This is a genomic window from Trichocoleus sp. Lan, assembly GCF_039961855.1.
Lineage (GTDB): Bacteria > Cyanobacteriota > Cyanobacteriia > Cyanobacteriales > FACHB-T130 > FACHB-T130.
Genome location: NZ_JAMPKA010000046.1, coordinates 19,525 through 30,082 on the forward strand (window position 1 = coordinate 19,525; position 10,558 = coordinate 30,082).

Below are 10,558 nucleotides of genomic sequence, written 5' to 3' on the forward strand. Positions count from 1 at the left end.
TTCACCTTTAATTAACGACCGCTAAACCAATCACCGACACTCTGCCAAAAACCTTTCTTACCTGCACTAGAACGGGAGCCATTGGTAAGTAAATCTTTGCGGTCTTCCCGTTCTTTCCTCATCTGCTCTGACAACGCTTCTCGCCGTTCCATGAGGGGAATTTTTTCTTGAATGCGACGTGCGCCGCTTTGGTGCCGACGTGCCACAATTTGCAGTGCAGTTTGGAAGTCCATGCGTTCTAAGGTAAGGGCGCTGCGTCCCTCTGCATCTAACAGCCTGATTCCGTTCTGGGCTTTCTCTCCCATGAGCCGGACGTGCTGCTGGTAGCCCTTCCCAGCGAGGAATACATTGAGGATTTGTTGGTCGATTTTCTTGGCAGCGGCGGCAGCATCCTTCTGGACTTGTGCAACAAATTGTTCGTACTGCACCTGCCCTTCAATTAAGGTTTTGAAGTGTTTTTCAAGGATGGGTAACACTTCGATTAGCCTATCCATTGCAGCAGCTCGGTCAGCATATTCTGCAAGCTGCTGGTCGGTCATATTCGGGAGTTCTTTGAGGTCAATCCCAAAGTAATTTTTAGTTAACCCGGCTAGTGTTGAATCCAGCGCGTGTACCTTGTGAATGCCAGACTTTTTGCCTTCGTACTTGACGATAGCCGTGCTTTTAGATGGTGCAAATTCCATGATTAATCCTAGGTGATGAGGTACGATCGCCTTCCAAATAAGAGGGCGATCGCTTGATTGTTTACCGACTCAAACCGAGCGCTCGTTCCATGCCTCGTTGCTCAGCTTGAAGCTGCTGAATTTGCTGTTCTTGCTGCTGAATGATTAAGTCCCTGTTGTCCGGTTGGGCTGGCTTCATCCAGAAGTAAAGTCCGATTCCGCAAACTACTAAACCCAAACAAGTTGTTTCTTTCATGTGTCATTCCTCTGCGTGTACATCCCTTTTGTGATTCGGTGGAAGAACATTCTGGCGCTGCCCAGGTGAAAGCTAGGGGCTAACAGAATCCCTCCGATTGCAAGAGCGATCGCGTATTTCATATTCTTCAAGCCGGAACTGCTGCGAAGTGTTCCAAGAGTTGAGCAACGGACATCAAGCCCATTTCTTCATCGGTGAGGGTTGTGTAGCGATCGCCTTCTTCGCAGAACGAGCCTGGGGTAGCGAAACTGTCCTGGCTTGGGTAGCAGTCCAAGCAGAAGTCAAACTGATTGCCACCTGTCATCCACTCAGACCAAAACATCTGACCCGATTCCCAATAGAGTGACCAGGCAAAATCACATTCAACACTCGGCTCCGGTGCCCCTGGTTGCGGAATCCAGTGCATCGTGAAATTGATACCTGAATCCCAGCCCGTTTTCTCCTTTGGTTGAAATTCAAACACCAAGAAAAACTCAAAGTCTGGATAACTGTGCAGCGATCGCTCCAGCCATTCGGTTAGTTGCTCACGCCCGAAAATATGTAGCGCCAAGTCACCCTGGATTTCAAACCCCTGGCAGGCAAGCCAGTTCAGGACGCGGAAGCGTTGTTCTGAGCTGAGACTGCCTTGCTGGTGGTGCTGAATTAGGTCTTGGTCTTCTGGCGTCAGGTTATCAGTGTGCGTGCCAATCCGGTACAGCAGATCATCGCTGGGCTGCTGGTTGTAGCGGCGAATGCGCTCCGTAACATAACCCCAGTTGATGGAGTCGGCTGAGTTTCCTTGCCCCCTCGCTGGATGATTGGCGAGGTTATTGGTAATGCACTGAGCCGCTGCCCGAACTGCTGGGTCTGCGATGCTGTCGATGATTTGCTGGAGGTCACTGCCTCGGTGGAAAGCCTCTTCCAGCGCCATCGCCGTATCCAAATCGACGCGATGTGCGGCAAACTGCCCGGATGGGAATCCAAGTTCAAAGTCTGTCATGATTAAATTGCTCCTCTCTACTGGGTGGAGCCAATCACTAGTGGCAAAGTTTTGCAGGCCAAGCCGCTAGTGACTGACAAGAATTTTTTAGTTTTAGTCGGGTGAGGTGCTGTGATCTTTTGATTGCAGCCGCCTCAAGATTTTGAGCGTACAATCCTGGGCTTCTGTTAATAACCCTGGTAGCTGCTCGTATAGCTCGTTTTTCCAGAAGCTGCCCCAGAAGTCCGTGCTAACCAGTAAAACCTCAAACTGGGCAGCGATGGCTCCCAATGCTGTTTGCAGGTCCTGCCATTCCACTGGCTCGAATAACTCAGTTTGTGGAACCAGTTTTTGGCAAGAATCATCTTCACCGCCTCCGAGAAGATATCCCCATCCCAGACACTGAAACCCTTCAATCTGGGGGCAAAATAAAGCTCCAATAACTTGCCGTTCTTGCACATGAGGGACATGGGTAACGGGATCGCTTTGGCTCCATAGAACGGTAGAACCAAGCTCAAATTTCGGTTGCGGGAAATTGTTTGTTTGGTGCATCTTTTTGACCTGGTTATGGTGGCTACAAGATGCACTCCTGATGATCAATGCACTACAAATCAATGGGCGATGATAAGTCGATTTCTGCCTGCGGGATTGCGAAGTTATCCACTGGAACTGTTAGTGATGACAACTCAACACGATGAGGATTAGATTGCCACCAATTGATGAAGTGACGACCGTAGCGACTCAGCAAAAGACTGACGACTTCACTGGTACTACCGCAGCAAGTAACTTCTTTAATTTCGTCAGCGATTGGTCTAACTTCCGGGCTTAAAACTACGCGAATTTGTGAGGCCATTTCTTTACTCCATCCCCATCCCGTAGACAGAAATCAATTGAGCAAAGTTAGGCACGCTAGGGTGACTCGCAATCTTAAATCGTCCCTTGGTTGCCTCAACTAACGGCTGTGCTAACGATGCACTACCGCCAATAATCAAAACTTCTCCCAAGTCTGAGAGCTGCGTTGTCCAGGCAACCTTTAACTTGCTGCGAATCTCTCCAATCCACTGCTCACGGCACTTCTGGAAGATTGGTTCAAAGTTGATTTCGGTGGTGCCGTAGAGGAAAGAATTGTCTGCGATCGCATCCATAATCAATCGCAGTTCTGGCGAATAACCCAGTTGAGGTAACAGCGCCCCTGCGATTTTTTGTGCTAACTGGTGTGTTCCTGGTAGCACACTATCGGCAGTGCGAATCATTGTGCCGTTGGGAGCGTAGAGCCGACCGATACCAGTTCCGCCACCTAAATCTAGGATGCCGTTAACCTTGTTTGGCGCTCGAAACAGTCCTTTGGCTTTGGCGAATTTGTAAGCAGGTCGGGTTTCATCGCACGGTTCAACCTGGCGAACGGTTGCGACAATATCGACACCGTTGCGAGTAAAATCTTTCACCCCCTCGGCTTTCTTAATAGCAGCGATCGCTTGCTTATTTCTGCTATCTGGCAGCGCCACCGGCATGACTTCAATTAAGACTTGATTCTGACCTGGGTTAGGTTCAATTGCTGCCAGTGCTAAGAGCCAAGCGAGTTCGCATTTATCGCCTTCAAAAACTGGCTTTCCTCCTAGTTCTGCTGCGAGTTGACCGATGACATAACGGCGTCCATCGACAGCAATAACAACTGATTTTTCATCGGGTTCGCCATCCTCCCAAGACTCCAATTCTTTGACAACTGAAGGCAAAATTTTCACCCGACCGAGCGGATCAAAATACTTGATGAAGCGGTTTCCACCGTCCAGAGGGACTCGTTTCCTGATGTGGACGTTGGGTGGATGCCCAAAACCGTTAAACGGCTTCTCCGAGGCTATAAGCATTGTGCTTGCTTCCTTGTGTAAATGGATTGAAAACTTGATGCGTTGGGCGTTTGAGGCGCTTCTGTTCGGCGCGTAAGGGCGTTGGGCGATTGCAGCCGTGCTAGGTCCCTCCGGTGCCGTGATGCGTCTATGAATGTTATAGTAATCGCAATCTCGTCGCGATGTCAACTTGAATGCGATGACATAAACTCAGAATTAGCCAAAGACTAAGCCTAGTTGCGTCATAGAGGATAATCGTGGAGTAGGTTAGATCGCGACTTATTCCGCTATGCCTCAAGTGAACGTAACGATCAGCGACGAGTTGAATGAACTATTAGGGTTAATGTCGCAGGCAACTGGGCTGACCAAAAGCAGCTTAATCGCGGAATACGCCCGCAGAGGAATTGTTGAGGATGCAGCAAACCAAGAAATCGTTTTGAAGTTTAAGCAAAGCCTCAAGGCTCAGGAGAAAAAGAAGTAGACACGTAAAACGATTGCCCGCCACTGGTGAGGGGGAGAAATGACGACTAAGCAGTTCGATAGTGCTGATTGGGATCTGATTCTGTGCCAAGTATCTGGACTGCCACCAGTCGGCTGGCTAAAGCGATACCGCACGCCAGATCAACTAGAACACTGGGATGCTACCCGGTATCACTTTCAGCTTCTGCACGCAGAACTAGAATCTTTTTTCCGTGGACTAGATCGCCCGGTCTACCCATTAGCCGAAATTGATTTCTACTTCCAGAAAGCTGCGGATCGGTACATCGCACTTTATAGCCTCCTACATACAGATTGGAGGGCAATCAGAGATACGGCTGCGGCTGTGGGGATGCCACTACCTGCGAATTGCGGGGAAGCGTTAGTGAAAATTCTTGAGCAAGATTGTCGAGCGTTTCTAGGAGAAGCTGAAGCATACAGCGAGTTTCGCCCTAGGAAAATCTATAACCTATTGCAAGACTGCCGGAAGGTAGAAGCCCTCAAAAAAAAGCCTAATCCTACGGCTAAAGACCTAAACAAAATTCAATCGGTTGAAGCTCAATCTAGAATCCTGTCGCAGCACTTACGAGAGGGGGCTGCGATACGCGGATTCTGCTTGGCTGTTTGCCTTGCATCACGCAATCCTAGCGTTAAGGAGAAACTGAAGATATACCAGCGACAGATGGCTGAGCTTGAACAGAATGTTTTACAGCACTTCCATCCATCCCAGCGGGTACACGGTCACACATGGAATAAAGGCTTCAGGAAAAGCTCTTAACCTTTCTTAATAATCGCGTACAACATCATCAAAACGAAATTTACACATATTGCAGCGGCTTACAATTAGCTAAAGCAAATAAGAAAAAGCTGGCGGCTCTCTGCTAATCCTTAAAGTGAAACGCTGCGCGAATGCTACGCTGACCGCTCCCCCAAAAGACTGCTTTAAAGTCACCAGACTTTGTAATACATTTTCTCAAGCTTAGCAGCGTTTCCCCTTCCAGGACAAAAGCAAAAGAGCCGCCCTTAATCACCACAAAAAAGGCGGCTCCATGCTCTATGGAAATATTCGTTGATAACCATCCTACTACAGAAACAGTAGGTGAGTCTAGTTATTCAAGGCGATCGCAGCCTTGCCAGCATTGCGGCTATGAAACGTCTTCCGTCATTAAAATGCCGCCATCCTCGCCGCACTACGCAGCTCTACGATGCGGGGGATGCGATGTTTTTCAGGGGTGGCAACCCAAGCCGAAGAACCAGGAGAAGGCCGTCAAACAGACTTCAGTGATTGACCGGCTACTGGCAGACCCGAATTTAATCAGTCAGTGGGAATCCGAGTTTCTTAAGAGCATCAGGAAGCGAAAGGCGCTATCACCCAGACAAACTGAAATCCTTGAGAAAATTCAGTCTCGCTTGAGGGCCTGGGCATGAAGACCAAGCACCTTCAGAAGTGGTTGAGCAGCGAACGTCTCACACGGGTTTTGAATCAAATCTAAGAAAAAAGCCAAGGCGTTATCAGCGTCTTGGCTTTGTCATTCATTAATAAGGATGTAAAGATGATTGCAACTAACTGCCAAATTGACAAACAGCAAGCGATAGCGCATCTGGAAGCTTTAGGCTATCAGCGAGGCGATAGGGTGAGTCTGCGCTATATTCACCCAACTAGCAAAATTTCTGTCAAGGCACCAAAACTAAATTTTAGCGAATGCGAGCAGTATCAGTCCCAAGGTTACGACGCCTACCTCGTAATTAATTCAGGTGGCGATTGTGACGCAGATATCACTGAGGGACGTGCAATTTTCTATGAACACGACGATCTTGATAAAGAAACTCAGCTTTATCTTTGGCAAACGCTAGGACTTCCAGAACCGACTATCCAAGTCGATACAGGTGGAAAAAGCGTTCACAGCTACTGGGTGCTTTCAGAACCAATTCCAGTCGAGCAATGGCGAGAATTGCAGGTCGATCTACTTGAATTTTCAAAAGGAGATCGCACCCTTAAAAACCCCAGCCGCGTCTTAAGACTTGCAGGCACACGATACATGAAAGGCAAAGCGCCTGGTTCGACATTGGCAGTTATTGTCAGCCAGTCCTCGAAAAAATATCAATATCAAGAACTAAGAGAAGTCATCCCGATGCAACAGGTACATCAAACTGCCATGCCGATGTATCAGCCATCCATTGGCGATGATGTGCCGTTATATCAATGCGTGAGAAGAGAAGACCGGGATTTGATTAATAATGGGGCACCCACTTATCGCAACGAGAGCGGGATGAAACTGGCACGCAATCTCATCGGTACAGCCTTAAGACTAAATAATCTAGGCGTTCGCTTCACCGGAGATCCGCGCCAACTTTTTGAAGATTACTGCCACCGCTGCCCATCTGGAGGGGGGTGGAATCAGCGCGAGTGGGACAAGATTTGGGAATCAGCGGTTAAGTATAATCCTACAGCCGCCCTGACAGACGACGCGATTCTTAACTGCGTAAAAGCATGGCAGCACAATCAACAAGTGGTCAGACGGCAGCAGCCTGCCCCTACTTCACAGCACAGAAGCGATTGCTTAACAGATAACATTCAGCATCCTCAAAAAAAGCTTCCTCTTGAGGACGCCGCAAAGCTTGCTAAGGACATTCTGAAGTCTGACAGCGACGAATTAACAGCTAACCTGAAGCTAGAAGAAGTGCGGCAATCGTGCGGCATGAATTCCTGGGACTGGGAGCGGAAAATTATTAAACCGTTGAAACGAAATCTGGAAGGCGATCGCTTCAAGTTGGAACTACTGGGACTTTTGCAAATTGACGATCCGGTAGAGCGTATTCGTCAACAAGCACTACTGGCCCCCAAGTACCAAATGTCTACCGCAACCCTAGACAAGGCACTAGGACTGATCAAGCAACGAACCAGTACCCCAGAAGTCACGGCTCTAGATTTAGGCAGCTTTTTTGATTTGGAATCTGAAGGATTGGAGTGGCTAATCCCTGAGTTACTGCCAGTCGGAGAAACTGTGCTGTGTGTAGCGACTCCCAAGTGCGGCAAAACGCTTTTAGGTATCGACGCCGCTTATGCAGTGGCAACTGGCGAAGACACTTTCTTGGGTCAATCAGTGCCCACTGGGAGAGTCTTATTAGTCTCGGTCGATGAATCAGCTAATAGTACCAAGTCGAAATTAATCAAGCGTGGTTTTCGTCGGCAGGATGCCGAAAATGTACGGGTGATGTCAAGATTCGATGTTTCGCAGATGGCAAAGTTAGAAGCGGAGCTAGAAGACTTTCGCCCAAACCTGGTAATCATCGATTCACTCAAACGGATTACGCACGGTCGAGAAATTAGTGAGAACTCAGCCGAGTTTGCGGAAATTATTTACGAGCTGAAGGAACTACTAACTCGATACAAAGCATCTGGCATTCTGGTTCACCACGCCAATAAGGATCGAGAAGCGATGGGAGTGGGTCGAGTGCGTGGTTCAACTGCGATCGCTGGAGCCGTCTGGGGAACTTGGCAGCTAGATCACATTCCCAAAGAAGACCCTGGCAACAAGAAGAAATTCGTCATTGACCCAAAAGACCCCAAGCGGCTGTTAACCGTCTTTGCCCGCGATACAGAGGGGCAGCAGATGCGAATCGAGCTGAACCCTGAAAACAACAGATGGGAGAAGCTAGGTGAGGTAGGAGAGGCGGAAGAAGGCGAGGGCGATCGCGAAGCGTTGAAGAGTCGGATACTAGCGATTCTTCATCGAAACGCCCATACTTGCGGTTTGAGCGGTCGAGAAATCATTGAGCTACTGGGAATGACACCAGAAGACGGCAGAGGCATTTATACGGTGTTAAACCGGATGGTGAATCGTCGCTTAATTGATTGCCGCCCTGCTCCTGGTGATAAGCGGTACAACGTTTATTCTTTACCCAAACTGTCACAAGACACAGTACCCAACAATACTCAACAATCTACGCAACCCCCCCCCTCCCCTACACCCACAGTCCCTGAAGTTGAGTATGTGGCTGTATCCATTGTGGATAAAGGGTTTGAAGATACTCAACAAATTACTCAACACCCCTCAAAAATTACTCAACACCCTGAGATTGAAAAACCCTATGTTGAGTATTCAAATGCTTTATCCACCGGGGTTTCAGAGATACTCAACACCCCTGACGAAAATATGGGGGGGGGGTGTAGTGAAATTGCTGAGAAAACCGAAAAATCTTCTCAACTGTCACATCAACCGGATGCGATTGCCTCATCTATTGACACACAAGAGGCAGAGATAGAAGTAACAGGTTTTAGCCTTTACGATAACGTTCGGGTCAAAGACCCCTATCACGTCGCCAGTAAATACCACGGATGTGTTGAGAATTTTAGACAGGGGTTTGAAAGCGTAGAGATACAAGTGCGCTGGGAAGAGCGCTTTGGCAAACCAGGCAGTCAGACAGAGTGGTATCGACTCGATGAATTGTGTTTGCGGAATCTAGAGGATGATTTGGGTGAATAGCCACTGTCCTAAGATTGCAGGCGATCGCATGATGAATCTAGCGCTCAATGATTTGGATACCCCATGAACGACTGGATACCCCATGAACGACATTAAAAAGCGTTCATCCATGTGAGTTTTTTGACCGTGCAGCAAGGCGATCATCATCCACCAATGGAAACTTTGAACGAATGCCCCTGAAACGCTTTTCTGGTAAGAGTTTGAATGCATTGATAACGTTACGATGATTGATAACCCCATGAACGCCAGCAAAATGATGTCGTTGAACGCTCGATTAGTGCGACTTCAAAGGCGTGATCGCTCCCCCTCTGGACCCTCTAATGCAACAGGATATTCAAACCACTCAGGAGCAGTGAGATTCGATGTGTAACTCCCAGCCGCCAGAAGAAGGACTAAGCCGCCGCCCTCGCTACCTCGATGTTTTACCACCTAGATTGAGGCAGGGCTACCTCGATGCGCTCCGCGCTATGGAGGCGGGTGATTACAGCCCAGGCTTTACCCCAGAACAGCAGAAACAATTGGATGAATACCGTGCCAAGTTCCCCAAAGCAAAACGCAAAAAACGCACTTAAATCGACTGGGCCGACGACTACTCGTGGTAAGTCAATTGTCCGTCACAACGGCGTCAAGCATGGGCTGCTGGCGACGAAGCCGCCCGTTCTCTGTACTGAGGATCGCCAATGGTTTGACGAAATGACAACAAGCCTAATTAATAAGTACCAGCCCACAGATCCGATCCAATATTTGCTCGTTGAGACAATTTCGGTGGGCTGGTTGCGGCTGCGGCGGCTCTGGGGTATTGAGGCAGCAATAGGCGACGTGGAAATCCTGAAAATTAGGCAGCGGCTGTCCGGGAAAACCTCCGAACTGGAGCGTCGTCGCCTTACCAAGCAGCTAGGAGATGCCGAGATATCTGCTGCTGGACTGTCCCTATCAGGGGAACAACTAGCACGATATGAGCGCCTGATCAGCCTGCAATTAAACGATGCGATTGAAAAATTGGAAGAAATCAAGCGAAAAGAACGGGAACTCTATGGTTCTATGGGTTTGGTTGGTATGACTCAGTTCGTGTGCGATCGCATCCGATACCACATTGACGCAGATGGTTAACGATGATGAATGAAGCCAAGCTGTCATTTGACATTACAACTCTAATGTCAAGTAACTAAGTTGGTAAGAATCTTTTTCTTACCAATAGGTCTGCCTTGGCAGTGCAAAGCTTAGCTCCCTTAGGAGCCGATTTCAGCGCTTGGCGTATTGCTGCACTTCACCTGCCCAACTTGCAACCCTTAGCTGTTTCAGGAGCTAGTTTCAGGGTGTGGGCTTGGTCTTTAGCTTCCAGGTATCGCCACTTGCAACCCTTAGCCGTCTCAGGAGCGGATTTCAGGTCATTAAAAGCCGTTGCCCTCCTCGCGCTGCTGTCTTGCAACCCTTAGCCGTCCTAGGAGCCGATTTCAGCAACCTGGCAAGCTACACCATTGAAGACGGCACCACCGACTTGCAACCCTTAGCTGTCCCAGGAGCCGTTTTCAGGCGCAGTTCCCCATAAGTCAAGCGATAACTGAATAGCCGAATCCGATTGCGCGGATTTAGTCCTTGCGCGGGTTTTAGATTCAGCCTTTCCCCTTGTAGGTGGTTCGCAATGATTGCCAACCTCGGACTGAGTAAGAGTTTTTGACTTAGCGCGAATCTTCTGACTCGCGATGGGCTGACGCTTTCCTTTGTGGGAGCTAGTTTTGGGTTGTTCGTTGGCGATGTTACTTGAAAACACCTCCACATCCGCGCACTGAGTTGTTCCTGAATCAGCTTCTATTGCCCCAGTCTTGAGGGTTGAGGGTTGGCTACTGGTGTTACCAATCCCAGATGTAGCAGGG

The 10,558-nt window shown here is 48.8% G+C and carries 14 protein-coding genes; 6 read left to right on the forward strand and 8 right to left on the reverse strand.

Translation table 11 applies throughout. The features are described from left to right. Positions 1-11 precede the first annotated feature (11 nt). The 6 genes from NDA03_RS26110 to NDA03_RS26135 form a co-directional block, all read right to left on the reverse strand. Positions 12-683, reverse strand: a complete 672-nt coding sequence (locus tag NDA03_RS26110; RefSeq protein WP_348239593.1) for a hypothetical protein — start codon at positions 681-683, stop codon at positions 12-14. A 61-nt stretch (positions 684-744) separates the two neighbouring features. Beyond that, the gene (locus NDA03_RS26115) at positions 745-918 is read right to left on the reverse strand and encodes a hypothetical protein (protein WP_348239594.1); all 174 of its coding nucleotides are present in this window, start codon (positions 916-918) and stop codon (positions 745-747) included. A gap of 127 nt (positions 919-1,045) precedes the next feature. After that, on the reverse strand, positions 1,046-1,897 hold the full coding sequence (locus tag NDA03_RS26120; RefSeq protein WP_348239595.1) for a hypothetical protein: 852 nt from the start codon (positions 1,895-1,897) through the stop codon (positions 1,046-1,048). A 93-nt stretch (positions 1,898-1,990) separates the two neighbouring features. After that, entirely contained in the window at positions 1,991-2,428 is a 438-nt protein-coding gene (locus NDA03_RS26125) for a hypothetical protein (RefSeq protein WP_348239596.1), read from the reverse strand. 52 nt (positions 2,429-2,480) lie between these two features. Next, positions 2,481-2,729 (reverse strand): hypothetical protein, encoded by a 249-nt coding sequence (locus NDA03_RS26130; protein WP_348239597.1) that lies wholly within the window; start codon positions 2,727-2,729, stop codon positions 2,481-2,483. A gap of 4 nt (positions 2,730-2,733) precedes the next feature. Next, entirely contained in the window at positions 2,734-3,741 is a 1,008-nt protein-coding gene (locus NDA03_RS26135; RefSeq protein ID WP_348239598.1) for a ParM/StbA family protein, read from the reverse strand. A 277-nt stretch (positions 3,742-4,018) separates the two neighbouring features. On the opposite strand from NDA03_RS26135, the gene NDA03_RS26140 reads away from it, so the two are divergent. The 4 genes from NDA03_RS26140 to NDA03_RS26155 all read left to right on the forward strand — a co-directional run bounded on the left by NDA03_RS26140 (position 4,019) and on the right by NDA03_RS26155 (position 8,684). Further along, a complete protein-coding gene (locus tag NDA03_RS26140) occupies positions 4,019-4,201 on the forward strand; it encodes a hypothetical protein (protein WP_348239599.1) in 183 nt (60 codons plus the stop codon). A gap of 39 nt (positions 4,202-4,240) precedes the next feature. Then, the gene (locus tag NDA03_RS26145) at positions 4,241-4,975 is read left to right on the forward strand and encodes a hypothetical protein (protein ID WP_348239600.1); all 735 of its coding nucleotides are present in this window, start codon (positions 4,241-4,243) and stop codon (positions 4,973-4,975) included. 278 nt (positions 4,976-5,253) lie between these two features. Beyond that, on the forward strand, positions 5,254-5,625 hold the full coding sequence (locus NDA03_RS26150) for a hypothetical protein (protein WP_348239601.1): 372 nt from the start codon (positions 5,254-5,256) through the stop codon (positions 5,623-5,625). Between the two features lie 125 nt (positions 5,626-5,750). Next, positions 5,751-8,684 (forward strand): AAA family ATPase, encoded by a 2,934-nt coding sequence (locus NDA03_RS26155; protein WP_348239602.1) that lies wholly within the window; start codon positions 5,751-5,753, stop codon positions 8,682-8,684. Here the strand turns inward: NDA03_RS26155 and NDA03_RS26160 are convergent. Then, complete coding sequence (locus NDA03_RS26160) at positions 8,661-8,894, reverse strand: hypothetical protein (RefSeq protein ID WP_348239603.1); 234 nt, start codon at positions 8,892-8,894, stop codon at positions 8,661-8,663. The genes NDA03_RS26155 and NDA03_RS26160 overlap by 24 nt on opposite strands. A 152-nt stretch (positions 8,895-9,046) precedes the next feature. On the opposite strand from NDA03_RS26160, the gene NDA03_RS26165 reads away from it, so the two are divergent. After that, positions 9,047-9,256 carry a hypothetical protein gene (locus tag NDA03_RS26165; RefSeq protein WP_348239604.1) on the forward strand — a complete coding sequence of 70 codons (210 nt, stop codon included), beginning with the start codon at positions 9,047-9,049 and terminating at the stop codon, positions 9,254-9,256. Next, positions 9,216-9,794, forward strand: coding sequence for a hypothetical protein (locus NDA03_RS26170; protein WP_348239605.1), 579 nt, complete (start codon positions 9,216-9,218; stop codon positions 9,792-9,794). Before NDA03_RS26165 ends, NDA03_RS26170 begins: the two co-directional genes overlap by 41 nt. 397 nt (positions 9,795-10,191) lie before the next feature. Here the strand turns inward: NDA03_RS26170 and NDA03_RS26175 are convergent. Beyond that, the coding region (locus NDA03_RS26175) for a hypothetical protein (protein ID WP_348239606.1) at positions 10,192-10,558 on the reverse strand (367 nt) is incomplete at its 5' end.

Excerpts from the sequence above, each read along its gene's own strand:
- NDA03_RS26110 (WP_348239593.1), bottom strand. The coding sequence starts at position 683 with ATGGAATTTGCACCATCTAAAAGCACGGCTATCGTCAAGTACGAAGGC.
- NDA03_RS26115 (WP_348239594.1), bottom strand. The coding sequence starts at position 918 with ATGAAAGAAACAACTTGTTTGGGTTTAGTAGTTTGCGGAATCGGACTT.
- NDA03_RS26120 (WP_348239595.1), bottom strand. The coding sequence starts at position 1,897 with ATGACAGACTTTGAACTTGGATTCCCATCCGGGCAGTTTGCCGCACAT.
- NDA03_RS26125 (WP_348239596.1), bottom strand. The coding sequence starts at position 2,428 with ATGCACCAAACAAACAATTTCCCGCAACCGAAATTTGAGCTTGGTTCT.
- NDA03_RS26130 (WP_348239597.1), bottom strand. The coding sequence starts at position 2,729 with ATGGCCTCACAAATTCGCGTAGTTTTAAGCCCGGAAGTTAGACCAATC.
- NDA03_RS26135 (WP_348239598.1), bottom strand. The coding sequence starts at position 3,741 with ATGCTTATAGCCTCGGAGAAGCCGTTTAACGGTTTTGGGCATCCACCC.
- NDA03_RS26145 (WP_348239600.1), top strand. The coding sequence starts at position 4,241 with ATGACGACTAAGCAGTTCGATAGTGCTGATTGGGATCTGATTCTGTGC.
- NDA03_RS26150 (WP_348239601.1), top strand. The coding sequence starts at position 5,254 with ATGGAAATATTCGTTGATAACCATCCTACTACAGAAACAGTAGGTGAG.
- NDA03_RS26155 (WP_348239602.1), top strand. The coding sequence starts at position 5,751 with ATGATTGCAACTAACTGCCAAATTGACAAACAGCAAGCGATAGCGCAT.
- NDA03_RS26160 (WP_348239603.1), bottom strand. The coding sequence starts at position 8,894 with ATGCATTCAAACTCTTACCAGAAAAGCGTTTCAGGGGCATTCGTTCAA.
- NDA03_RS26165 (WP_348239604.1), top strand. The coding sequence starts at position 9,047 with ATGTGTAACTCCCAGCCGCCAGAAGAAGGACTAAGCCGCCGCCCTCGC.